The following is a 22,925-nucleotide window of genomic DNA, read 5'->3' on the forward strand; positions in this document are numbered from 1 at the left end:
TATTGTTGTGCGCCACGGCCGGCCCGCTTGGCAGGCGGCCAAGCGTTGATTTCAATGGTCGGCTTTGAACTGTCGAGGAAGCCGCAAATGTTGATGTATCGCAAGTGGGCAGCGCTGCTGGGCTTGGTTCTGGCCGTGATCGCGGGGCTCGCCCATGCTGACAACCGCCCGGAAGTCGCGGAAAAAGTGCTGGCCTATGCCGGTGAAGGCGGCGTGAAAGTCTGGACCCTGCGTATCGGTGCGCGCAGTGACAACCAGGCGCTGGTGCAGCTAGAGGGCGTGGACCATGACTGGAACATGAAGATCCAGAAGATGGCCGTGGAAAAGACCAGCAAGGACACCCGCTATTCCACCACCGTGGACGGTCAGAAGTTCGTGGTGCTGGTGCTGCAACAAGGTTGGGGCGAACTGTACTTGCCCGGCGAGTCGCAGACGCTGAACGTCGGTTATGACGAGTTCCTGTCCAGCCAAGGCAATGCACAGGCCTTTTTGACCGATTATTTGCAGGCCAACTGAGCCATGGGCCGATTCGCGCGGTGGTCGTGGTCGTGGCCGCTGACGATGTTGCTGCTGCCGCTGGTATTGATGGGCTGGGCCAGTGTGCAAAGCGGGCGTGTCGATGACGTGCTGCGCGAAGCACAGAGTGTCGGCAGTGACTATGCCTGGCTGCGCGTGCGTCAGGTGCTGGCTGGGTTGGCCTACTGGCTGGCCCTTGCCGCGTTCGTGGCCGGGCCTGCGACGTGGCTCAAGCTGCGGCTGGATGCCTGGCGCGCGCTGAAGTCCAGGGATTTTCTCTACCACCGCCTGTTTCTCTGCTGGCGTGCCTTGGGGCATTGGCTGGCGGCGTACACGGGGCTATTGGTGGGCGCATTGGCCCTGAGCCTGTTGTATGAACTGAGCTGGGGCTGGAGCCACTTCAAGGCCGGTGGCTGGTTCATGCTGCTGGTGGCGGTGCCGGTGGTTGCCGTGCTGTGGGCCGGATGCTTGCTAATCGGGCGTCTGCGCCAGCAATGGCATGCCCTGGATAGCCCGTCCTCGGCGTTTCTGGGGCAAAGCATCGGGCGCGACAAGGCTCCGGCCTTGTGGGCGTGGATTGAACAACTGGCCACCGCCACCGGCGCGCCGGTGCCCGACCATATCGTGGTGGGCATCGACCAATCGTTTTTCGTCACCAGCGTCGATGTGCTCTTGCAACCGGCCGGCGACTCGCTCAGCGGGCGCACCCTTTACCTGCCGCTAACCTACCTCTCGACCCTGAGCCAGGCCGAGACGGCATCCATCATCGGTCATGAGCTGGGCCATTTCAGCAGTCGCGACACCGAGCGCGGCAGCGAAATCGGCGCGCATTTCAGCCTGATGTGTCTGCACTGTGCGTTTATCCGCGCTGAAGATGCCGACCCGGCCTGGATCGAGCGTCCGGCGATCTGGATGACGCAGCGTTTCCTGCACCACTTTCAACTGGCGGTGCATCACTGGGGCCGCGCTCAAGAACTGGTCGCGGATCGGGTGGGCGGCAACATCGGTGGCGAGCGGCTGTTCTGCCAAGCGCTGTTACGGGTGATCGCGCTGGACGCTGAAATCAACACGCTGCTCAGCGAGCGTCACCCCAACCTGATCCAGGCATTGGCCGACCATCTGCGCCATACCCCGCTGCGCCTGAACGAGGCAGCACTGGATCACGCCATCGCCCACCCTTTCGATACGCACCCGCCCACGGCATTACGCCTTCAGCAACTGGGCGTCACGCTGGATGAAGCCCTGCTGGCCGAGGCCACCCGTGTGCCCACCGAACACGACCGACACTGGTTCAGCCAACTCACCCGTACGGCGTCGTCGGCTGCCACACAGCCCGTATCACCGCCGATATCAACCGTCCAAGGAGAATGACCATGACCCAACCCACCGATCCGCTGGCGGATCTCGCCGGTGCACTCAGCCAGGAATATGCCGACTCCCGCGACGCTCAACGCAAGCGTGCGGTCGCCGAACTTGAGCAGGTTATCCAGCGCGTACCCGAGCAGACCGAATTCACCAACTCGCGCCGGTACAAGGTGCGCGGTCCGCTGTTTTTACTGATTTCCCTGGCGCTGCTGGGGTTCGCGCTGCACCGGGGCTCCACCGGCCTTGGCGTGTGTGCCGCAGTGATGGCCGTGGTGTTCGTGCTGCTCACCTGGCAGCACCGCAACGCCGGGCAACACGCCTTTATGCGCCTGACCCGCCGCCAGCTGTTTGTGGACACCCTCAGCGCGCCAGTGGATCTGGTGGACATTGTCGACGTCTCCATCAGTGAGGAAGGCTGGCTGACGGTGCAGAAACTGATTTTGCGTGCCGATGCGCCCCTGCCTGTCCATCGCTCCGCGCGACAGCTGTTCGGCAACCAGGCCCTGGCCCTGAAAAAGCCCCAGCCGCAGATCCGCATCCAGTCCGCCGGCCTGATGCAGGGCGGCCGCACCCTGGACTGCGACCAGATCGCAGAGATCCTCAACGCCTATTGCCAGGCCGCCCATGCGCAACGTCACCTCGATGCGTTGCGCCAGGAAACCCAGCGGGCTTGATCGGTCCGCTAGCGCAGCGGCACATACACATCGGTCTGCCATTGATCCTGCGGCGTCTCGGGGTAGACGCTCAGGTAATGGAAGAACAGCGGGTGGTCGCGAAGCTCCTCGCCGCTGGCAGGCAGCCAATCGCGGTAAATCGGATAAATCGTTTCGCCGATATGATCCGGCGAGCCCACATGCCGCACCACCACGCAGCGCCCGGCAGGAATGATGCGCGCATGCACGCCAAACCCATTCGGCGCCACCGCCTCGTCAATCTCGCCACAGATAGCAAAGCGAAACGCCTCGGGCGCAGTGGTATCGGGGTTGTTATAGGGAATGCCAAACGTGCGGCTCGACGCCACCGGCGACTGGCCGCTCTGCTTGCGCCATTGGATAAATCGGCTGGTCGTCTGGTCGACCAGCCCGGCGGGCCCGCAATGCTCAAGCGCGGCCACCTGGGTGTGGGGAAATTCTACGATGCGTAATTGCATGATGATCGTCCTGGAAAAGTGAGGGATAGCGAACACCGCATTCCAGGTCTGCCAGTTCGGCGCCTTCCTGAACGCACTCGGCGCCATACCGAACGCCCGCCGGAACGCCCGGCTAAATGCCTCCGGGCTATCGAAACCGGCACTGAGCGCGGCCTCCAGCACCGAATAATCGGCAGCGGTTGCCAGGCTATGGGCCGCACGACGCAGGCGCATCAGTTGCACATAACGCGACACCGGCACGCCGACAAACGCGGTGAACTGTCGATGGAAGTGAAACACCGAAAAATTCGCCACCCGGCTCAACGTATTCACCGACAGGTCGCCTTCGAGGTTGGCCTGGATGTAGGCGAGGACGGCGTTGAAGCGCTTGGTGTAGGCGCGTTGGGTCGGCGTCTCGGACACTGGGAGAAACTCCTGGAAGGGCGGTCGGCGATAGAGTCGACTATAGCGGGGCGCGCGTGCCTAGCCGGGTTTGCTCAAGGTGCGATTGGGGTAAGAGTCTCTACACAACCCGTTCAGTGAAAACATAACCTGAGAACATCAGGTTTTTGTGGTGAGCAGGCTTGCCCTGCGCTGGGCTGCGAAGCAGCCCTGAGACCAAACGCTGAGTACCAACAGAAGAGTTCCAATACCTTTATTGGGCCTGCTTCGCAGCCCAGCGCAGGGCCAAAACGCTCACCACAGCGTTATTTGTCGCCTGTGAGAGTGTCGTGTGAATAGCTAAGGCGCGATTGGCGCAATCAAACATCACGCGCCTAGACCTCGTTACAAAAGCGCGTCTTCTCGTCCCAGCTGCGTTCTACCCAACCGGGTTGCCAGTGGATGGTATCGATATGAATCACCGGCAAGCCCGTACGCTGGCCAAGCTTGCGCGCTAACGTACTTTTGCCGGAACCGGGTTGACCGACGATCATCACGCGCTGCATTGGGACTCCTTTTGGGTTGAGCACGTTGAGTGGTTGGTGGGGGATTTTGTGTTAATGGCGGTGTGTGTCAACAAAAGGGAGGTTGGTGGTGTGGGGGGGGCGTTTGACATATGGCGGTTGGGAAAGGCAGCTTTCGGCCGATTCTGTTGAAAAAGTCGGATTTACCGCTCGCCTGAACTCAGGCACTAGAACCAACTCACCACATTGAGTGGTTTCTCGGCCCTTCGTTGACCGTTGCTGCTCAGTTAGTGGGTTAATTTGAGGTTTTTTGCTGAGTGCGGGCGCACCTATCCCGTGGCAGGTGGCCCTTGAGATGTAAATTTAGCCAGCCGTCTCAGGTTCTGCACCGCAGCGGCCAGCGTGAATTCATCCGTCGCGCCACTCATGCCACGTAGTCGCAAGCGATCCAATTTCAGGATGCGCTTGAGGTGGGCAAACAACATTTCGACCTTCTTACGTTCGTGGCGAGAGCGCACGTACGCAGGTGTCGTTGCGATTCGCCGAGCCACATCGCGCGCGGCTTCATGGACGCTGCGGGCGATCTTGCGGAACGCAGTGTTCGGGCAGCACTTGGCTTTCATCGGACAGGCAACGCAGTCGCTCTGCCTGGATCGGAAGATGATGGTGTTGGCTTTGGTGACGTGCGAACGCTCGTTCTTGAAGGCTCGCCATTCGCTACGTAATGCATTGCCAGCCGGGCAGCAGTATTCCTCAGTCTCTTCATTCCAGCGGAAATCGTTGCTCGAAAAACTGTCGTTCTTGCGTTCGGTTTTGTCCCACATCGGCACATGTGGCTCGATGTTCTTTTCCTCCACCATCCAGGCCAGCATCGGCGCGGTACCGTAAGCGGTGTCGCCAATGAGGCGTTCCGGCTTGATGTCGAACTGCGCTTCGACCCGATCGATCATTGTCTTGGTGCTCTCGACTTCTGCGGTTCGATGAGCCGGTGTGGGTTCCACATCCATGATCACGCCGTGCTCGGTATCGATCAGATAATTCGTGGAGTAAGCGTAGAACGCTGGGCCACCTGGAGCTGCGGTCCAGCGGGCCTGAGGATCCGTCAGCGACAGGCGTTTCGGTAGCGTTTCGGCCAAAGCCTCCTCATCGAGGCCTTCAAGGTACTCACGCACAGCGCGAGTGCTCAGGGCCGGATCGCTCCAGTTGATCTGTTCATCACCCGGTACGCCGCGCTGCCGACTCGCATCCGCCTTGATGATGCTGGCGTCCACGGCAAAGCCTTCACCTTTGACCAAGCCTGCGTCCATGCAACGACGCAGCACTTCATTGAACAACCAGCGAAACAGATCGCTGTCCCGAAAACGGCCGTGTCTATTTTTGGAAAATGTCGAGTGGTTGGGGACTTCATCTTCAAGGCTTAACCGGCAGAACCAGCGATACGCCAGGTTCAAATGGGCCTCTTCGCACAGCCGCCGCTCTGAGCGAATGCCGTAGCAATAGCCCACGATCAGCATGCGGATCATCAGCTCAGGATCAATCGACGGACGCCCAATCGGGCTATAGAAATCGGCGAGGTAATGGCGCAGGTCGCTCAGATCGAGACACCGATCAATGCTGCGCAGAAGATGATTGGCTGGGATGTGATCTTCAAGGTTGAACGAGTAAAACAGCCGATCCTGCCCACTCGATAACTGTCCCATCATGCTCTGTGATCCCCCGCCGGCCAATGAAGCAATTTTGCCGCAGGTCAAACAGGGGAGCTACTTTTTCAACAGAATCGGCCAGAAGCGGACGTCTGTGAACCACCATTTACAAGCTGATCCGGTCTTTTGTTGCCTGAGCTTTTGGCAAGCTGGACTATGCTGGGGCTGGCCGGGTCAGTCGGCCTGGTCTTCCTCAAGCCTATTGCGCAGGTGGTTTAGAACCTGATGGGTAGTCTGGATAGCATCGATGTCCAACCCCTCCGCCAGCTCATTAATCCAGGGCGTCTGAAGATTCATCGCCAGATCGAATGCTTCTCTTCCAGCTTCAGTCAGGACAACCAACTGCGCCCTGCGGTGGTGTGGGTTCGGCTGAAACTCCAGCAGTCCATCCTTCACCAGATCGTTAACGATCCGCTGAACGTTTTGCCGATTTGCCCCCATGTCGCGAGCAATCCATGAAACCGGTTGTGCTCGTTCGGCGTACACAATAGTACCCAGTAGTTGCCAGCGGGCGCTTGTCAGACCTAGCTCTGCGACGAGTCGATCGCCTGCAGTAAGCAGACGCGCACTTGCTCGAAAGATCTCAAGAGCCAGATCGCTCATCGCGCGTCCTGGGGGGCTGTAGTTTGTCTTTTTCATGGCGCGAATCCTTCCACGTTGACACCATGATGTCAATCGCAGTAGGTTTGGAACCTGAAACCCAAATTGTCATCATGATTACAATGTAGAGGTCGCCATGCTTTCTATCCGCCCCCTTGATCCGATCGTGCCCATTACTCAACAGCTGCAATGCAGCGAAGCTCCAGTGGTATTGATCAACCTCTTCACTGTCGACGCAGACGATATACCTGACCTCCTTTGCGCATGGGAGCTGGATGCCAACTGGATGAAACAACGTGCCGGTTTCATCACCACGCAGCTCCATCAGGCCATCGGTGGCAGCAACATGTTCTTGAATTACGCCGTATGGGAATCGGTAGAGCGGTTTCGCGATGCTTTCAATCATCCAGAATTCACCAATGCCTTAGCGCGGTATCCCTCAAGTGCCTTGGCCATGCCGCATCTGTTCACCAAGGTAGCTGTGTCGAATATCTGCACGGCCTGAGTATTAACCAACTGTCTGACGGTATTAGATAAATGCTTAGACGATTACATTTGATCTCCAGCACGCTGGCACTGACCTGCATCGCCACCTTCTTTCTGTCGACTATTTTTGTCGAACTCATCGGATCCGGACACTCGATAGCCTCACTCAAGCACCTGATCGTGAGTCCCGGGCTTTGGATACTGGTACCGGCAATGATTGCGACCGGTGCAAGTGGAGTGCTAATGAGTCGGAAACGACAAGGACGACTGGTCGCTTTGAAGAAGAAACGCATGCCATTCATTGCCGCCAATGGCCTGCTGGTTCTGATGCCGTGCGCCATTGTGCTTAACCAATGGGCGTCGGCGGGAAGCTTCGATACGCGTTTTTACCTCGTACAGGTAATCGAACTGATCGCAGGGGCCACCAATCTCGCATTAAAGGGGCTGAATATGCGTGACGGCCTGCGCCTCAGCGGCCGACTGCTGCGGGTTGCACGTCACAGACAGTAAGCTGAATACTTGTTTCTGCTTGTCTTAAAAAGCTGGGCCGAAATCCGCCGTTTGTGACCGCTAGCTATCGGCCAGAAGTGGACTGTTACCCAATAGGTAACTCTGTCCCCTATTCCGTGCAAATGAACGATGGATCTATACGGATCAGCCAGTAGTGAAAGGCAGCCAGGGGTGGCTGGTGAGAGCTGTGGACATCCACTCAGCGCCTAGGCATATGATCTATTAGAAAAAAGGGGTCTGATACGCCCCGCAGAGGCTCTAGCTCGGTCTCAAGCCAGGTTTGTACACGCCCAAAAATCTTTGTCCTCGCCTAGAGTAGATGAGGAAGGTGTTCCCGTCGTCGCCTATGCTCCTTGCTGTCAACAATAATGGCCCAAAGCCACTTAGAAAAAGGGAGTCAGGATGTGATCACGGAATTGAATATCGATGGCGTCGCTAGCTACAAATCCAAATCTATTCTCTCTCCAACCAGAAAGACATCGCTAATTTATGGGCTTAATGGAGCCGGGAAAAGCACTATTTCCGAGTTTCTATATAACCAGAGTGAGCCGCGGTTTGCTAAATGCAGTGTAAAATTAAGTCAGCCGTGTGATTTTCTAGTCTATAACCAAAGCTTTCTCAACGACTACTTCTACGAAGAAGATAATTTAAAAGGAATTTTTACTCTTTCGAAAGAGAACAAGGTGGCACTCCAAAGAATTGAAGCAGAAACGAAAGAGCTGGACAAACATCGTGCTGCGCAACAGGAAAACTCCGCAGCCTCTTCAGCAAACTCTGCCAAATTAGACCAAGAGAAATCGAAAGCGAGCACAAAGATCTGGGAAATAAAAACGAGGTATGCTGGTGGAGATCGTGTATTGGAGTTCTGCATGGATGGTTTGAAAAAGACAGATCTTCTTTTTCAGCACGTTCTTGGGCTTCCCTTGCCAGAAGCTGCACCGGAATACACGGCCGATGATTTAAAAGCTGAGGCCTCATCAATCGAAGGTGAAGGTGCTGTTACGTATAATAAAATTCCAAACATTTCTGCTGGTTGGCTAAGTATTGAGGACAATTCGCTCTGGTCGAAGATCATTGTAGGCAGTCAAGAAGGTTCAGTCGCCGAATTCATAGCCAAGGCAGGTAATTTTGATTGGGTGAAAGAGGGCCTTCAGTTCGTTTCGAATGACAAAGATCAGCAGGAATGCCCCTTTTGCCAGCAAGAAACGGTCACCAAAAGTTTTATTGAGTCCATAAGTTCAGTATTTGATGAGGCTTACAAGGCTGATGTTAACTCGCTGGAGTCAATGAAAAGTACCTATGAAACACTGACCTCTAGCTTGAACCTCCACGACATCTCAAACGCTGCGCTTGCGAGTAAAGAACTAGTAGAAACATGGAATATCGCATCTGAGGCTTTGAGAGCATCAATACGCGAGAACGTCCTGCTTATTGGCAGCAAGGTCAAGAGCCCGAGCGCGGCAGTTAGTCTTACCGACACCAAGGCAACTGTTGATGTGCTTAACGGTTTGCTCAACGACCTGAACACATTGATCGAATCGCATAATGACAAACTCACGAACAAGAAAAAAACTCGGGACGATATAAAGGCTCGTTTTTGGGCTTTGATGCGTTGGGACTACGATCAAACCATTTCTGCCTACTCTCAATCGGCCACTGACATTAAATATGAGGCCAGCCAAATCAGCCAAGCCGCCAGCAAAATAAATGAATCTATCGGAGCCTCCAATCTCAAAATTTCTAATCTTAGAAAACAAACTGTTAATATCGAAGAATCTATCGAAAATATAAATCGCGGACTGGTAGAGATCGGCATCGATGGTTTTTCTGTGATACCACATGGCGAGAACTTCTATCGCGTTTCAAGGGCCAGTGATCAAGGGAACGCATTTCACTCGCTAAGTGAGGGCGAGAAAACAGTCATTAGCTTTCTGTACTTCATTGAGCTTTGTAAAGGGCAGAAGACGGCCGATGCCGTCCCGCAGACGAAAGTAATGGTGATTGATGACCCGATCTCAAGCCTTTCACACCTTTATGTTTTCAATGTCGGGCAGTTGATTAAAAGATACTTCATCAATGATAAAAGCTATGCCCAAGTTTTTGTCCTGACTCATAGCCTGTATTTTTTCTATGAGCTAACGCACACTAACAAAGAGAAACGGGCCGAGACGCAGCATCTTTTCAGGATTATCAAAAATGCAAATGGAAGCTCTGTAATTTCAATGAGCTATGAGGAAATCCAGAATGATTACCAGTCTTACTGGTCAATTATAAAGGACCAAGCCTCACCGCCTGCGCTAATTGCAAACTGCATGCGCAACATTGTCGAATACTTCTTTAATTTTGTTCAAAAGAAAGACTTTAATAATGTTTTCCAAAAACCAGCCCTGTCAGGCGATAAGTTCGTGACGTTCTACAGATATATGAATCGAGAATCCCATTCGTTGGGACAAAATATTTTTGATATCAAAGAATTTGACCATCAAATATTCAAGGACGGCTTGAGGTTGATTTTCGAAGAGTCAGGATATGGAGAGCATTACCAGGCGATGAATAAGTAAATCCGACATGAGACGGGCACTCACCATATGGCGAGTACTCCGTCTCATCGGCAATTAGCCAGGCTCTCTCCGTCAGGACGGGTGAAGCCAGCCCCATCACGAAACCAGGTGGGTGGAAAAGGGGGCAGATTTATTCACTGGGTGACCGTCCGCTTTTGGCCCAGACTGTGTAAAAACGTTTTTGAGCGCGTCAGGTACTCCAAACCGCACCGGAAATCGCGTTTCTACGTGAAATCCATATCTACAGATGTGCTGATAAATTTCAGATTTAACGTAGACGCGCACACTTCAATTTTGGCGAAGCGATTTTACACACTCTGGGCCGATTGCTGCCCGTCACCAGCGCAGAAATCGGCCAATTGCAGACCTTGGATGTGTCTGAAAAACTGAGGGCGATTCACCTTGCGCAAGGTGTTGCCACAGGAACGCCATCGCAGAAGACACTAAAGTGAGGGCCTTACTCGGAGTATTTCCCCACATGGTTTTTCCACGGTAAGTAGTCCACGAAAACCACGCGATGGGTTACCCCGTTTTCCCCTACACGAAACCCAGGCATTTGTTGCAAATCCAGCTGCAAGCACTGAGTTGCAAGTACCTTTTGTAACGCAGGATCCGGATGAAAATATTCAGGACGGAAATAGTGTTTTTTAAGCGTCACATCGCAACTTGCGACTTGGCCCTTTACGTTGGCAGTGAATTCGAAGCGAGCTCTGCCGAACGCATTTATTGATTGCTTGGCCACCACGTTGTCCCAGAAAAAACGGCTTTCAGCATCAGTTCTCTGGTGCCCCCGTTCGTAATCAGAAATAGGTGAGGTATTACCAGAAGCTATCAAAGGTGCGATGACCTCGAGCGTGCCATCAGCTGGATTCTGGAGACCTTCCGGGATGCTATTCCAGCTACTGCTCCAGCACACATCCATGACGAGATTCGTAAAGCCTGGTGGAGCTCCAGCGTCACTTGGCTGCGCCTCGCAGAGCAATACGTCACCTTGCTGATTGAGCTTCATCCGCAACTTCACGCTGCCTTGCATCCCCTCGCCATTTGCCCAGAACACACTTCGAGCCAAGGTAGAGCGCAAAACCCTGAGATAACGTCTTGCTTCGAGACGTTTGATTTCTTCTGGGGTTAGGTAACTTGGAGCGGATTTACCATCGCTATCGATCCAGGAATCTATTCGCTGCTCAGGTGTTAACTGGCGGCAACCAGAGAGAGCCACTAAGCCTGTTAATAACAGCAGCGCGGAGGTTAGCCGACAATCGGCCCGGGATGTCATTTTAATGGTCGACACTCTTTCGTTCCTTGATATGACAAAAATCGCCATTTTACCTTGCATGCCAGACCACCGGACATTGCAACTCGATTTTTCGCCGGCCGATTGCTGCCTGTCGTGAAAGGCTCCATTCGACCCATTGCGGTCCATCACGATCAGCGGCAGTTGGATCACGAGTCGAACGGTGAAACTGAACAACGCTATTTTTTACAACCGGCTGAGTTGCCCGCTTGAAGTAATCAGAGCTCTGAGCCGCTGAATTTTCCTGATGCAATACATTCTAAAAAAATTCTTTGTTCTGGTTTAAGAAGTTTGCGTGGCGTATAGCCGTGCTCATCAGGCTCCCTTAGCCACCTTGCCAAACCTCGGCTCGCGGATTCCTTGAGATTGTCCGCAGGGATTGAGTCATAAGGGAAAAAATCTGGACTGATGGGAAAGCCCTCATCCTACGCCCGCATGGCCCCTACTGACAGCTATCGGCCCAGAGTGTGTAAAATCGCTTCGCCAAAATTGAAGTGTGCGCGTCTACGTTAAATCTGAAATTTATCAGCACATCTGTAGATATGGATTTCACGTAGAAACGCGATTTCCGGTGCGGTTTGGAGTACCTGACGCGCTCAAAAACGTTTTTACACAGTCTGGGCCAGAAGCGGACGCTGGCCCGAGCCCTCTCTGCAAGGACCTGGTGGTCAGAATGAGTGGAAGTTATAACAAGTAGACATATGATCTTCCTACAAAATGAGATTCGATTCAGACCTATGATTCTTCAATATCCACCGGTGTGACCAGAGTACGGAATGATGATAAGTGATTCAGATTTGGCCGAAATGGTTCCTTCAGCGCTAACGGGTGTAACTGTCGGGATCGGTTCGCAGATCCTGCTTTTTGGTGATATGGCTAGCGGGTTAATTCAGTGTCCATTCGTCAGTGATATGCTCTCGCCGGTACCTTCAATGCAGGCTACCTAGCTTATGATTTGGAGTCACTTAATCACCGCTCATTTAATCGCTGAAACAAGAGAACTTTCAGCGTCACCGCGTTGGCAAAATCCAGACGCCCCTGGATCCGCGCAAGTAGTAGAGTTGAGCACGCGCCTTAGTTCTCCAAAGGAGTACAGTGCCTTCCGAGATACCCCTGAAGGCGACTATTTGCTGTATGTAATCGAGGCATACGAGGATGCCATGAATAATGATTGGCTTCCTTATGAAATCATCGGCCTTCCACTTGAGCGGGCACGGGAATTTATCACGCAAGTCGCAAGTGAGTTGGCGTCGGGCCCGACACCTCACTTCATTCCAAACATTAGGGCAGTTTATTCAATACTCTCTGCTCTCTAAATCGACGCGACATATCTGATCTAAAGAGCTGCTTCTGGCCGATTTATGCCGTTCGTGACGGGCAGCAACCGGCCCAGAGTGTGTAAAATCGCTTCGCCAAAATTGAAGTGTGCGCGTCTACGTTAAATCTGAAATTTATCAGCACATCTGTAGATATGGATTTCACGTAGAAACGCGATTTCCGGTGCGGTTTGGAGTACCTGACGCGCTCAAAAACGTTTTTACACAGTCTGGGCCAAAAGCAGCCTCTCAACGCGTGGCACATTGACCTCTGCGAAGAAAATCTTTAAGCGCCGCCTGATAGAGCGTCAATGGCTGATTGCCCGTATTGAGAAGTGCAAACGGAATCATCGTGAGATGTGAAAACGACGTGGAGTTTATCGAGTAGGTTTTCTGCCTGCAAAAGCGCTGGTCCTTATTCAATATAAAATCAAACTTGAAAAGGTTTGTCCGCGTACACCAACTGGGGAACAAACCCAGACTCAGCCCCGTCAAGTAATCTTGTCCGCAAGCGCCGCCAGATGAGAACTCCGAGATCTTTATTTCTAATGCTGGCAGGCTCGGGGCGGCAAGGCTGGAGTTCTTATCCTGCGCACCGGGAATAACGTTGAGTGTCGCTGCGTATGCGTCCTTGCCGAAGCGACTGTCTTTCCATGGAGAATTTATTGCGTAACTGAAGCTGGAGACAATTTCTTGTGTTTCGGGTTCAACGGGTTCGTTGATTGTCGGCTGGGACGAATAAGATGTGCAGCTGCAACAGAGTATAGCAATGCCGACAAACACAAACCCGTTGGCTATTAAACGACGCATACTTAGTTTTCCCTAACTATCAATTATCCAACATACCTGTCACTTAATGCCGTATAGCATCTTATCCACACGCCGGACGGCTGAATCAGCATAACAGGACAGACTGTACGCGCGCACTTCGGGAGAGAGAAAAGGCCGCCGCCATGCTCTCTTTACCCCAACCCAGTGTGAACCCGCGAACGTTGAAGGCAAACGCTGAACGACAACACCTGCCCAAGCTGTCCAGCGGCTTCTATTGGCCCAGAGTGTGTAAAAACACTTCCGTATCGTGGATGCCTCAGCCCAGCGCAGCCAGGCGAGTCGATTGGCCACGTATTTGCCACGATCAGCATCGGTAACGCTCCGGAGCGCTTATGAAGCGTTTTAGCGCAACCTGGAGCAGCAAAAGCCGGAGGTTTTTACGCCGCTATTGCCTTCAACAAGCCTTCGGCACCGATGATTCTCATGACCCGCTTCATGTTGTAGGCGAGCACATTTAGACTCATCTCCGCGCTGACGCCGGCCAGCCTACGCGTGAGGAAATGCGTGGATCCCATCCATTGTTTGAGCGTCCCGAAGGGATGCTCAACAGTGCGCTTTCGGACTCGCATCATGTCCGGCGCCTGGTTCAGCCGGTTCTGCATTTCGTCTAGCACGGCTTCATGCTCCCAACGCCGCACTCGTCGCTGCTTGCTCGGCGTGCACTGAGTTTTCAGGGCGCAGCTTTGGCAGTTCGAACTCCAGTAGCAGTGCATGTTCAGGCCTTTCTCGACGCTGGAGAAACGCCAAATCAATGCCTCGCCAGCCGGGCAAAGGTATTCATTTTTAGCTGCGTTAAAAACGAAGGCATCTTTGTTGAAACGCCCGTCCGCTTTAGCTCCTGAAGTCATCGACTTGGGTACATAGGCGGTAATTTTTGCATCATGGCAGGCCAGGATTTCCTCGCTTTTGAAGTAGCCTCGATCAGCCACGACGGACAGCGTTTCTGAACCAATGGCTTCCCGCGCCTGCTTCGCCATCGAGCTGAGTTGGTCGCGGTCAGAGCCAACGTTCGTGACCTCGTGAGCAACGATCAAATGGTGCTGGGTATCGACCGCCGTCTGTACGTTGTAGCCGACGATGCCATTGCCACGCGTCATCATCGAGCGGGCATCGGGGTCGGTCAGTGAGACCTGTTTGTCTGGAGAGTCGTTGAGCTGAGACTCGATCACCTGAAGCTCTTTCATCTGAGCTTTGAGCTTGGCGATTTTCTCTTCCAGGCGCGTAGCGTCTGGCTCAGCGGCGCTTGGCACTTGCCGATCAGCTGCATCAAGGGAGGTCAGGTAACGGTTGATGCTCGACTCGATTTCTCCCATTCGCCGCTTCAGTTTGGCGCTGGTGAAATTGCGGTCGCGGTTGTTCACTGCCTTGAATTTGCTGCCGTCGATGGCCACCAGGTTTTCGCTAAACAACCCCAACTGCTGGCACAGCACAACGAACTGGCGGCACACGCCGCGAATGGCTTTGCTGTTGTCTTTTCGGAAGTTGGCGATGGTTTTGAAGTCGGGCATCAAGCGCCCGGTTAACCACATCAATTCGATGTTGCGCTGGGCTTCTCGCTCAAGACGTCGACTCGATTGGATGCGATTGAGGTAGCCGTAGATATAGATCTTCAGCAGGATCGCAGGGTGATACGCAGGTCTGCCGGTTTCGGCGGGAATGACGCCATCAAAACCCAACGAGGCCAAATCGAGTTCATCGACGAAGGCATCAACCACCCGTACCGGGTTGGAATCGCTGACGTAGTCGTCGAGCCTCTCGGGAAGTAAGGTGCTTTGCCCTCGGTGCTCACCCTGGATAAACCGTTTCATGGGCTTCCCTTGCGATGAAATTCTCAGAAATCATAGCAAGGGTATGTCCGGGCGTTTTTACACACTCTGGGCCGAAACCGGCCCATCACGCCCGCAATCTGTCTACCATGCACGCCCCGGCAGTGGTTCCACGCGCTACCGTTCTTTTCCTCAATAGGTACCGCAATGTCCATCGAGCACATTTCCCTCCCCAAAGGCGTCGGCCCGCAGGCCGCCAAGCTTCTTGACGCCATTACCGGCGCCGCCACCCATGAAGAACTCAACCGCGCCGGGGGTAAAGCCGAAGGGTTTGTGCTTGGGCTGGAAGCCAGCAAAGCGATCAAGAGCCAGGTCGCCGAGTCGTTGTATGTGGCTTACGACGACGCGGCGAGCCATCGGGCGGATGAGTTGAAAGGTTAAGCCGAGCAGGGCGCTTCGCGGTCGAGGAGGCGGGCGGTGAGCAGTACGCCGAGTTCGCTCAGTTGGTGAATGGCCAGGGCGATGTCGCGGTGTTTGCCGCTGAGGTCTTCGGACAGGTCGAGCAGCAGCGTGCTGACGCTGGTGAAAGTTTCGTAGCTGTTGGTGATGAGGCTTTCGGTGCTGGCGTCGGGGGTGACGCTAAAAAGAGGGGGTGAATCTGGCGTGACTTTGTACATACAAGATATCCCGAATGATGCCGTCACCTTGTCGCTACTAAACGATGGGTGGCAGCTGTACGCAGGTTAGTAGACCGGTGGATATCTAAAGCCGGCGCGCCCGGAGGCGCCCTACGCACAGCCACCATCAAGTTCAGACGCAATGTCTGAATGATGTAACTCATGCACTCTTCGATACCCAACTCAGGCTACTAAACCCGGTCCCTGAGAAATTCAGCGACCGGGCAACCTTAGAGACGGCCACCCCAGCGCACAAGCCGGCGGATTCTGACGCAGGCGTAGGCAAGGGAGCAAGGCGTCGCTGGCTATTCGGATTTAGCCTTCAGACGATTTTCGCCAACACCTCCAAGTTCTACGGTCAGAACCCCTGGCTGACACTGACCCCACGCATGATGAAAAACCGTGGGTCGATCAGCTGTAGGCCCTGCTCACCTTTCACGCGGCCGACCGTAACGTGGTAGGTCTTGGGCGCTTCGGAAAGGTTTTCCGGATGGCGTGTGAGTTTTGCCAGGGCCGGGGTTTTAGCCCAGGCGGCCACGGGCATCTGGCGGATGTCTAGGGTGACCACCCAGGATTTGTCCACGGCGGCGCCCATCGGGTCAGGGTTGGGGCTGACATCCTTGATCTTGGCAATTTCGTAGCCTTGGGAATAACAGAAGCCCGGCGCTTGTTCGGTGTAGGCCGTGCGACCGGATTCGGTGAGGCTGTAGGTTTTGTCGCTTTTGGCCAGAAGGCCGGCGTCGACCAGGGCGTCGAACGCCGGTGCGTTGCCGCTGGAAACGCCGGCGCTGAAACTCTCGCTCAAGGTCACCGGGAAACTCTTGAACATTGGTGCGCTGATGCAGGCAGGGCCTTGCAGTCGGGTTTGCAGCGCCGTTTGAATGTCCGTGTCGGACGGGCTGTCGCTGCAGGCGGTGAGCAGCAGGGCGCTGGCGGTGGCGAGGGCCATGGCAGTGAGTCGCATCGTTTTATCCTTGACGATTGAGGGCGTGTCGGCACTGAGACTGTCACATTGAGTAAATGTTTCCGCCATTTACGACGGTGCATTATTGTGGCCGCCTTCGCCCGAATAAGCAGTGCCGTCCGCAGGAGCGCCCATGACATTGACCGTCGACACGTTTATCTCCCTGGCCATGGCCAACCCCCTCAATGCCGAAATTACTGCACGCCTACCCGACCTGGGTGTGGCGCAATGCATGCTCACGGCGGGCTGCCTGTTCCAGGCGGTGTGGAACCATCAAGCGAATCGACCGGCCGATCACGGCGTAAAGGACTACGACGTTTTTTATTTCGACCCAGACCTGTCCTACGAGGCTGAGGACAGGGTGATTCGGGCGGCGCAGGGGGTGTTCAAGGACTTGGGGGTAAATGTCGAGGTCAGGAATCAGGCGCGGGTTCACTTGTGGTATGGCCAACGTTTCGGTCGGCCTTACCCCCAGTTGCACTCGGCCCGCGACGGCGTGGATCGTTACTTGGTGGCCGGCACCTGCATCGCTTTGGAGGTGGCGACGGGCGAGTTGTATGCGCCTTACGGGTTGCAGGATGTGGCCGAGGGCGTGCTGCGCATCAACCCGTTGCACACAGAACCCGCGTTGTTTGCGCAAAAGGCCCTTAGTTATCAGGCGCGCTGGCCCTGGCTCAGGATCGTCGCGCCCGGTTCAGCCGAGTAGGCCACCCAGCACGGCGCAACCTGCCACCACCAGCCACGGCGGCAGCTTCCAGGTCATCAGGGCGACGAGTGCGAGTAACGCTAGGGCGAAGTCGTACAGATTGAAGATCGCGCTGGTCCACACAGGGTGGTACAGCGCCGCCAGCAACAGGCCGACCACCGCCGCGTTGACCCCCGCCAACGCGGCCTGGGTGCGGGGGCTGTGGCGCAGGCTCTGCCAGAAGGGCAGCGCGCCGAAGATCAGTAAAAACGACGGCGCGAAGATTGCCAGCAGGCACACCACGCCGCCGATCCAGCCGTTGGGGGGCGCATGCATCGAGGCGCCGAGGAAAGCGGCAAAGGTGAAGAGTGGGCCGGGCACGGCTTGTGCGGCACCGTAGCCGGCGAGGAATACGTCGTTGCTCAGCCATTGCGGCGCCACCACTTCAGCTTGCAACAACGGCAGCACCACATGGCCACCGCCGAACACCAAGGCGCCGCTGCGGTAGAAGGCGTCCACCAGCGCCAGGCTGTGATGGGGCAGCCCCTGCGCCAGCGCCGGCAGGCCCACCAGCAGTACGGCAAACAGCAGCAACCACAGGGCCCCGGCGCGTCGGCTGAGGGGGATGGGCAGTGCGTCGGGCGCAGCGGCCAGTGCAGGTTTGAATAGCACCAGGCCGGCCAATCCAGCGGCGGCAATCACGCCCACCTGCGCCCACGCCGAGGGTTGCCACAGTACTGCTGCGGCCGCGAGCAGCATCAGCAGCACCCGCGCTACGCCCCGGCACAGGCTGCGCGCCATGCCCCACACGGCTTGGGCGACCACTGCCACCGCGACCACCTTGAGGCCATGCAGCACACCGGCGGGCACGGCCGTACCGTAGTGGGCCAAGCCCAGGGCAAACAGGATCAGCAGCAATGCCGACGGCAATGTGAACCCGGCCCACGCCGCCGCCGCGCCGCCATAACCGGCGCGGGTCAGGCCCAGGGCGATGCCGACCTGGCTGCTGGCCGGGCCGGGCAAAAACTGGCACAGGGCGACCAATTCCGCATAGCTGCGCTCGCTCAGCCAGCGCCGCCTGGTCACGAACTCATGGCGAAAATACCCCAGGTGCGCAATCGGGCCGCCAAACGAGGTAAGCCCCAGGCGCAGGAAAATCAGGAACACCGCCCAGGGGCTGCTGTGTCGATCGCTGATGAGGTCGGTCAAGATTGGGCTCTCGGGCGCGTGGAGTGAAGGCACGGTAACCAATTTTAATGACGGCTGAAAGCGAGGGGGCCGACGCGAATTTCAGACCCGCATTGAATTTATGCGCGCTTGCTTGAGTCATTTGAAACAAGCAGACCGCTTGGTTTTCTTTCCACTCGCCCCGCTGACTTCAGCCAAGGACCGACGATGACCTTTTTTATCTTCCTGCTCGCCTGCGCCGCCGCCGCCAGTACCGGCATCATTTTCAAGCCTGGCGCGTGGTACGACTCCCTGGTCAAACCGAGCTTTACACCGCCCAATTGGTTGTTCCCGGTGGCGTGGACGATCATCTATCTGCTGCTGGCCTGGGCTGGTTACCGCTTGAGCCTGATCCCCGGCAGCCAGATGGTATTGGCGCTGTGGGCGGCGCAGATTGCCTTGAATACCTTGTGGACCCCGGTGTTTTTCGGCGCCCACCGGCTGTTGGCGGGCATGGTGATTATCGTGCTGCTGTGGCTTACCGTCGCCGCGATGGTGGTGCTGGCCGTGCGCCTGGACCTGCTCACCGGTTTGATGCTGTTCCCGTACCTGGCGTGGCTGTGTGTGGCGGCGGCGTTGAATTTTTCGATCTTGCGTAATAACCGCTGATGGCCCTGCAGCCATGGCCCGCCAGTGCGGCCGAACTGGCCCAGATGCGCCGCTTCAACCAGAAACTGGGGTGGATGCCGCGCTTCAAGATCCGCAATCGCGTGACGCCGCGCGTATTGCAGACGTTGTTGCGCATCAGCCAGAAAATCAAGAAAGGCCCAGCCGCTGAAACCCGCTTGATTCGCCAGGACGGCATTCAAGTGCCGGTGCGCATCCTGCGTCCCAGCGGCACACCCAAGGGCGTGGTGCTGGATATCCACGGCGGCGGCTGGGTGATCGGCAACGCGCAAATGGACGACGACCTCAACTTGGGCATGGTGCGCGCCTGCGACGTGATAGTGGTGTCGGTGGACTATCGGTTGGCGGTCGACACGCCGGTCCAAGGCCTGATGCAGGACTGCCTGGCCGCCGCGCGCTGGCTGCTCGGTGAACCGGAGTTTGCCGGGTTGCCGGTGATCGTCGTCGGCGAATCGGCCGGTGGGCACCTGGCGACCGCGACATTGCTCGCGCTGAAACAATGGCCGGCGCTGCTCCAACGGATCAGCGGCGCGGTGCTGTATTACGGCGTCTACGACCTCACCGGCAGCCCCAGCGTGCGGGCGGCAGGCCCCGATACGTTGCTGCTGGACGGGCCGGGCATGGTCGACGCGCTGCGCTTGCTGACGCCAGGGCTGAGTGACGAGCAGCGTCGGCAGCCACCGTTATCGCCGCTGTTTGGTGAGGTGGAGGGAATGCCGCCGGCCTTGATGTTCGTCGGCGAGCTGGACCCGCTGCTGGACGATACGCGGTTGCTCGCCGAGCGCTGGCCCCTGGCAGAGGCGCACTTGCTGCCGGAATCGGCCCACGGGTTTATCCACTTTCCGGTGGCCATGGCGGATGCGGTATTGGCGTATAGCCGACGGTGGATCAGCGGTTGCATCACTGGTGAACAGTCTTCGCGCTAACACAGCGCATCACATCGACAGTGGGTCTGACGACTCTTTTCGTGGTGAGTCGACGTGATGTGATGAGCGGTTTTTTGTGGTGAGCGGGCTTGTCCGAATGCCGGTCAGTTAAGGACTCAGTGAGTGTTTTTCTGCGCTAGGCTGAGGACGGGTTCGCATGCCGCAAACTGCGCGGTAGTACGCCGTATGATCCAGCCAGGCGATGACTATCAAAGGTGGGAGGGGGCTTGCCCCCGATAGCGCTGGTGAGTCAGCCCATCTGTCACTGACCCACCGCAATCGGGGGCAAGTCGAATCGTCGCACCGCCCCTCCCACATTTTGAGCCGGTTCTTCCAGTTAATACTGAGTAGGCCGTTTAGATTCGCATACTGGCTCTGATTTTTTAGTCTTGCCCATCTCGTCTTAACTGGCTGGCATTAGGGCAAGCCCGCTCACCTGAGTGCACTTACAACCGCCGTTGCATATGAGTGGTCCGCCAAACCGGGTCTGACTCGATATCCACCACTTCAAAGCCCTGGCGTCTCCAGAAATCAATCGCCCCCGGCAGAAACGGGTGAGTGTGCAGGTACATCATCTGCACTTCATCGGCTCGGGCCTGTACCTCCAGCGCCCGATACAGCCTGCTTGCCAGGCCAAAGCCACGGAACGCCGGCAGCACGTACAGGCGCACCACTTCCACGGTGTTCAGGCCTCGGTAGTTCAACTGGGGAAAACGTCCGTCGTAGGGGAGGTAGCCGATGGCGGCAACGATCGCACCGGCTTTACGCACGATCATGAATTGACCTCCACCCTGAAGGTACGTTGCTTCGAAACTCGCTAGATCGGCGGGTAGACCGGCGGCGCTGAGGGACGGAAACAACTCGGCGCGGGCCTGCAGGATGAAGGTCAGTACGTCGGGGATGTCGGCGGTGGTTATCGCTGTTGGTGTAAGAGTGAGTGCCGGCAGCATCGTGGTGCTTTTATCAAGTTTCACAGGGTGTCCTTGACTGGTTGAGCTGAAATAGAGAACTGGAAAATTACTCGTCTACGCAGGCTGAATCCGCCCCACGCCCTGGCTGTCTGATCAGTTGGGCCGCAACCGCAGTATTTGCGCCCCATCGAACGGGTCGGTCAGGTAGTGCGCCTGCACGCCAAAGGTGTCTTGCAGGCGTTGCGGGGTGAGCACCTCCAACGGTTTGCCCAGCGCCACCAACCGCCCGCGATCCAGCACGGCGAGGCGGTCGCAGGTCAGGGCCTGGTTGAGGTCATGCAGGGCGATCAGGGTGGTCACCGGTAGCGCTTGCACGCCTTTAAGGATCGCTAGTTGGTGCTGGATGTCCAGGTGATTGGTCGGTTCGTCCAGCAGCAGGATCCGGGGCCGTTGCGCCAGGGCGCGGGCGATGTGTACGCGTTGGCGTTCACCGCCGGAAAGGCTGCGCCAGGCGCGCTGGCGCAGGTGGGTGGCGTCCACGTCGACGAGGGCCTGGCGCACGATGGCGTCGTCCTCGGCGCACCATGGGCTCAGCGCCGACAGCCAGGGTGTGCGCCCCAGGGCCACGGCGTCGAACACGCGGATGGCGTCGTCGGTGTCGGCCTGTTGTTCCACCACCGCCAGTTGCTGGGCGATGGCGCGGCGCGACAGGTCGTGCAAGCGCTGCTCGCCCAAGCGCACTTCGCCGCTGGCCGGCGGGCGCAGGCCGGCGAGCAGCTTGAGCAGGGTGGATTTGCCCGAGCCGTTCGGGCCTACGATGCCCAGGGTTTCTCCCTGGGCCACCTGCAGATCGATCCCGCGCAGCAGCTCGGCGTCGCGCACTTTGAAGCCCAGGTTGGTGCAGCTCAACACCGTCATCGCGCGTTTCTCCGGCCGATCAGGATCAGCGCAAACACCGGCGCGCCCACCAGCGCCGTGACCACGCCGACTGGAATCACCTGGCCCTTGATCAAGGTGCGCGACAGCACATCGGCGGCGATCAGAAACAGCGCGCCGCCCAACGCACTGGCCGGCAGCAGGCGCGAGTGCCCGGTGCCCAGCAACAGGCGCACGGCGTGGGGGATCACCAGGCCGACAAAACCGATGGAGCCCACAATCGACACCATCACCGCCGTGACCAGCGCCGCGCAGCCCACCAGCACGATCTGCACTCGCCGCACCGGGATGCCCAGGGATGCCGCCGAGTCGCTGCCGAAGGTAAACGCATCCAGCGCGCGACGGTGCCACAGGCATACCGCCAACCCCAACAGCGCCACCGGCACCGCCAGCCACACCGATGGCCAGCGCACGCCGCTGAGGTTGCCCAGCAGCCAGAACAGAATGCCGCGCGCCTGTTCGGAGCTGGCCGACTTGGTGATCAGGTAGGCGGTGAGGGCGTTGAACAACTGCGAACCGGCAATGCCCGCCAGGATGATCTGGCCGGTGCCGCTGGACGAACCGCTGGCCCGCGCGAGCAGGATCACCAGGGCAAACGCCGCCATCGCGCCGACGAATGCGCCGGCCGACAGCGACACCAGCCCGCCACCCACGCCCATCAGCGCCACCAGCACCGCGCCGGTCGAGGCGCCGGCGCTGATGCCCAGCAAATACGGATCGGCCAGCGGATTGCGCAGCAACGATTGCAGGATCACCCCACAAGTGGCCAGCCCGGCACCGCAGGCGGCGGCGACCAGGGCGCGAGTCAGGCGGTAGTTCCACACCACGCCCTCGTCGATGGGGTCGAGCACATAACCGGCGTGCCACAGTTTGTTGGCGAGCACCTGCAACACCACCTGGGGTTCGATGGCGGTTTCGCCGATGGCCACCCCGGCGAGTACGGCAGCGAGCAGCAGCGCCAGGGCGAGGAGGGTGCGTAGCAGACTGGCG

At 57.1% G+C, this 22,925-nt stretch carries 22 protein-coding genes and 1 pseudogene; 10 read left to right on the forward strand and 13 right to left on the reverse strand.

Annotated features, from left to right (window positions below):
* The first annotated feature begins 87 nt into the window (after positions 1-87).
* From K1567_RS25620 to K1567_RS25630, 3 genes are read left to right on the forward strand one after another with little or no spacing between them, the layout of a single operon-like run.
* On the forward strand, positions 88-516 hold the full coding sequence (locus K1567_RS25620; protein ID WP_034114580.1) for a hypothetical protein: 429 nt from the start codon (positions 88-90) through the stop codon (positions 514-516).
* A gap of 3 nt (positions 517-519) precedes the next feature.
* Positions 520-1,887 (forward strand): M48 family metallopeptidase, encoded by a 1,368-nt coding sequence (locus K1567_RS25625; protein WP_259445029.1) that lies wholly within the window; start codon positions 520-522, stop codon positions 1,885-1,887.
* Positions 1,888-1,889: 2 nt separating this feature from the next.
* On the forward strand, positions 1,890-2,555 hold the full coding sequence (locus K1567_RS25630) for a hypothetical protein (protein WP_053060084.1): 666 nt from the start codon (positions 1,890-1,892) through the stop codon (positions 2,553-2,555).
* An 8-nt stretch (positions 2,556-2,563) separates the two neighbouring features.
* Here the strand turns inward: K1567_RS25630 and K1567_RS25635 are convergent, their stop codons facing one another.
* From K1567_RS25635 to K1567_RS25650, 4 genes and pseudogenes are all read right to left on the reverse strand, one after another.
* The gene (locus K1567_RS25635) at positions 2,564-3,433 is read right to left on the reverse strand and encodes a GyrI-like domain-containing protein (protein ID WP_034114570.1); all 870 of its coding nucleotides are present in this window, start codon (positions 3,431-3,433) and stop codon (positions 2,564-2,566) included.
* A gap of 356 nt (positions 3,434-3,789) precedes the next feature.
* Positions 3,790-3,957: pseudogene (locus K1567_RS25640) on the reverse strand (AAA family ATPase); the annotation flags it as partial.
* A gap of 287 nt (positions 3,958-4,244) precedes the next feature.
* Positions 4,245-5,618 carry a transposase gene (locus tag K1567_RS25645; protein ID WP_220698982.1) on the reverse strand — a complete coding sequence of 458 codons (1,374 nt, stop codon included), beginning with the start codon at positions 5,616-5,618 and terminating at the stop codon, positions 4,245-4,247.
* A gap of 174 nt (positions 5,619-5,792) precedes the next feature.
* Entirely contained in the window at positions 5,793-6,257 is a 465-nt protein-coding gene (locus tag K1567_RS25650) for a MarR family winged helix-turn-helix transcriptional regulator (protein WP_034114568.1), read from the reverse strand.
* A 97-nt stretch (positions 6,258-6,354) separates the two neighbouring features.
* On the opposite strand from K1567_RS25650, the gene K1567_RS25655 reads away from it, so the two are divergent.
* The 3 genes from K1567_RS25655 (at position 6,355) to K1567_RS25665 (ending at position 9,775) form a co-directional block, all read left to right on the forward strand.
* Complete coding sequence (locus tag K1567_RS25655; protein WP_213547512.1) at positions 6,355-6,723, forward strand: antibiotic biosynthesis monooxygenase; 369 nt, start codon at positions 6,355-6,357, stop codon at positions 6,721-6,723.
* Between the two features lie 32 nt (positions 6,724-6,755).
* Positions 6,756-7,214, forward strand: a complete 459-nt coding sequence (locus K1567_RS25660; RefSeq protein ID WP_220698983.1) for a hypothetical protein — start codon at positions 6,756-6,758, stop codon at positions 7,212-7,214.
* Between the two features lie 404 nt (positions 7,215-7,618).
* Positions 7,619-9,775, forward strand: coding sequence for an AAA family ATPase (locus K1567_RS25665; protein ID WP_169868997.1), 2,157 nt, complete (start codon positions 7,619-7,621; stop codon positions 9,773-9,775).
* A 457-nt stretch (positions 9,776-10,232) separates the two neighbouring features.
* On the opposite strand, the gene K1567_RS25670 is transcribed toward K1567_RS25665, so the two are convergent.
* From K1567_RS25670 to K1567_RS25680, 3 genes are all read right to left on the reverse strand, one after another.
* Complete coding sequence (locus K1567_RS25670; protein ID WP_143506432.1) at positions 10,233-11,111, reverse strand: hypothetical protein; 879 nt, start codon at positions 11,109-11,111, stop codon at positions 10,233-10,235.
* A 1,523-nt stretch (positions 11,112-12,634) separates the two neighbouring features.
* On the reverse strand, positions 12,635-13,195 hold the full coding sequence (locus K1567_RS25675; protein WP_034114463.1) for a hypothetical protein: 561 nt from the start codon (positions 13,193-13,195) through the stop codon (positions 12,635-12,637).
* A 398-nt stretch (positions 13,196-13,593) separates the two neighbouring features.
* Entirely contained in the window at positions 13,594-15,024 is a 1,431-nt protein-coding gene (locus tag K1567_RS25680) for an IS1182 family transposase (protein ID WP_034097281.1), read from the reverse strand.
* Between the two features lie 165 nt (positions 15,025-15,189).
* Here K1567_RS25680 and K1567_RS25685 point away from each other — a divergent pair, with 165 nt between their 5' ends.
* A complete protein-coding gene (locus tag K1567_RS25685) occupies positions 15,190-15,423 on the forward strand; it encodes a hypothetical protein (protein ID WP_034099224.1) in 234 nt (77 codons plus the stop codon).
* Here K1567_RS25685 and K1567_RS25690 read toward each other — a convergent pair.
* Together K1567_RS25690 and K1567_RS25695 are read right to left on the reverse strand one after the other, a co-directional pair.
* Complete coding sequence (locus K1567_RS25690) at positions 15,420-15,659, reverse strand: DUF6124 family protein (protein ID WP_034099222.1); 240 nt, start codon at positions 15,657-15,659, stop codon at positions 15,420-15,422. The genes K1567_RS25685 and K1567_RS25690 overlap by 4 nt on opposite strands.
* Positions 15,660-16,017: 358 nt before the next feature.
* Positions 16,018-16,623 carry a hypothetical protein gene (locus K1567_RS25695; protein ID WP_169869116.1) on the reverse strand — a complete coding sequence of 202 codons (606 nt, stop codon included), beginning with the start codon at positions 16,621-16,623 and terminating at the stop codon, positions 16,018-16,020.
* A 133-nt stretch (positions 16,624-16,756) separates the two neighbouring features.
* On the opposite strand from K1567_RS25695, the gene K1567_RS25700 reads away from it, so the two are divergent.
* A complete protein-coding gene (locus K1567_RS25700) occupies positions 16,757-17,329 on the forward strand; it encodes a nucleotidyltransferase family protein (protein WP_169869117.1) in 573 nt (190 codons plus the stop codon).
* Here the strand turns inward: K1567_RS25700 and chrA are convergent.
* Complete coding sequence (gene chrA / locus K1567_RS25705) at positions 17,318-18,517, reverse strand: chromate efflux transporter (protein WP_169869118.1); 1,200 nt, start codon at positions 18,515-18,517, stop codon at positions 17,318-17,320. The two genes, K1567_RS25700 and chrA, sit on opposite strands and share 12 nt — an antisense overlap.
* 186 nt (positions 18,518-18,703) lie before the next feature.
* On the opposite strand from chrA, the gene K1567_RS25710 reads away from it, so the two are divergent.
* Both K1567_RS25710 and K1567_RS25715 read left to right on the forward strand, forming a co-directional pair.
* On the forward strand, positions 18,704-19,144 hold the full coding sequence (locus K1567_RS25710; protein ID WP_034099216.1) for a tryptophan-rich sensory protein TspO: 441 nt from the start codon (positions 18,704-18,706) through the stop codon (positions 19,142-19,144).
* A complete protein-coding gene (locus K1567_RS25715; protein WP_169869119.1) occupies positions 19,144-20,088 on the forward strand; it encodes an alpha/beta hydrolase in 945 nt (314 codons plus the stop codon). Before K1567_RS25710 ends, K1567_RS25715 begins: the two co-directional genes overlap by 1 nt.
* A 446-nt stretch (positions 20,089-20,534) precedes the next feature.
* On the opposite strand, the gene K1567_RS25720 is transcribed toward K1567_RS25715, so the two are convergent.
* From K1567_RS25720 to K1567_RS25730, 3 genes are all read right to left on the reverse strand, one after another.
* The gene (locus K1567_RS25720) at positions 20,535-21,038 is read right to left on the reverse strand and encodes a GNAT family N-acetyltransferase (RefSeq protein ID WP_220699066.1); all 504 of its coding nucleotides are present in this window, start codon (positions 21,036-21,038) and stop codon (positions 20,535-20,537) included.
* 114 nt (positions 21,039-21,152) lie between these two features.
* Entirely contained in the window at positions 21,153-21,917 is a 765-nt protein-coding gene (locus tag K1567_RS25725; protein WP_220698984.1) for an ABC transporter ATP-binding protein, read from the reverse strand.
* Entirely contained in the window at positions 21,914-22,918 is a 1,005-nt protein-coding gene (locus tag K1567_RS25730) for an iron ABC transporter permease (RefSeq protein ID WP_169869018.1), read from the reverse strand. The genes K1567_RS25725 and K1567_RS25730 overlap by 4 nt, the downstream gene beginning before the upstream one ends.
* Positions 22,919-22,925 lie beyond the last annotated feature (7 nt).

The organism is Pseudomonas sp. S5F11 (genome assembly GCF_019641515.1).
In the GTDB taxonomy this organism is placed as follows: Bacteria; Pseudomonadota; Gammaproteobacteria; order Pseudomonadales; family Pseudomonadaceae; genus Aquipseudomonas; species Aquipseudomonas rhodesiae.

Excerpts from the sequence above, each read along its gene's own strand:
- K1567_RS25650 (WP_034114568.1), bottom strand. The coding sequence starts at position 6,257 with ATGAAAAAGACAAACTACAGCCCCCCAGGACGCGCGATGAGCGATCTG.
- K1567_RS25670 (WP_143506432.1), bottom strand. The coding sequence starts at position 11,111 with ATGCAAGGTAAAATGGCGATTTTTGTCATATCAAGGAACGAAAGAGTG.
- K1567_RS25715 (WP_169869119.1), top strand. The coding sequence starts at position 19,144 with ATGGCCCTGCAGCCATGGCCCGCCAGTGCGGCCGAACTGGCCCAGATG.
- K1567_RS25710 (WP_034099216.1), top strand. The coding sequence starts at position 18,704 with ATGACCTTTTTTATCTTCCTGCTCGCCTGCGCCGCCGCCGCCAGTACC.
- K1567_RS25660 (WP_220698983.1), top strand. The coding sequence starts at position 6,756 with ATGCTTAGACGATTACATTTGATCTCCAGCACGCTGGCACTGACCTGC.
- K1567_RS25685 (WP_034099224.1), top strand. The coding sequence starts at position 15,190 with ATGTCCATCGAGCACATTTCCCTCCCCAAAGGCGTCGGCCCGCAGGCC.
- K1567_RS25695 (WP_169869116.1), bottom strand. The coding sequence starts at position 16,623 with ATGCGACTCACTGCCATGGCCCTCGCCACCGCCAGCGCCCTGCTGCTC.
- K1567_RS25720 (WP_220699066.1), bottom strand. The coding sequence starts at position 21,038 with ATGCTGCCGGCACTCACTCTTACACCAACAGCGATAACCACCGCCGAC.
- K1567_RS25645 (WP_220698982.1), bottom strand. The coding sequence starts at position 5,618 with ATGATGGGACAGTTATCGAGTGGGCAGGATCGGCTGTTTTACTCGTTC.
- K1567_RS25675 (WP_034114463.1), bottom strand. The coding sequence starts at position 13,195 with ATGCGTCGTTTAATAGCCAACGGGTTTGTGTTTGTCGGCATTGCTATA.
- K1567_RS25700 (WP_169869117.1), top strand. The coding sequence starts at position 16,757 with ATGACATTGACCGTCGACACGTTTATCTCCCTGGCCATGGCCAACCCC.
- K1567_RS25680 (WP_034097281.1), bottom strand. The coding sequence starts at position 15,024 with ATGAAACGGTTTATCCAGGGTGAGCACCGAGGGCAAAGCACCTTACTT.
- K1567_RS25655 (WP_213547512.1), top strand. The coding sequence starts at position 6,355 with ATGCTTTCTATCCGCCCCCTTGATCCGATCGTGCCCATTACTCAACAG.
- K1567_RS25725 (WP_220698984.1), bottom strand. The coding sequence starts at position 21,917 with ATGACGGTGTTGAGCTGCACCAACCTGGGCTTCAAAGTGCGCGACGCC.
- K1567_RS25690 (WP_034099222.1), bottom strand. The coding sequence starts at position 15,659 with ATGTACAAAGTCACGCCAGATTCACCCCCTCTTTTTAGCGTCACCCCC.
- K1567_RS25620 (WP_034114580.1), top strand. The coding sequence starts at position 88 with ATGTTGATGTATCGCAAGTGGGCAGCGCTGCTGGGCTTGGTTCTGGCC.
- K1567_RS25625 (WP_259445029.1), top strand. The coding sequence starts at position 520 with ATGGGCCGATTCGCGCGGTGGTCGTGGTCGTGGCCGCTGACGATGTTG.
- K1567_RS25630 (WP_053060084.1), top strand. The coding sequence starts at position 1,890 with ATGACCCAACCCACCGATCCGCTGGCGGATCTCGCCGGTGCACTCAGC.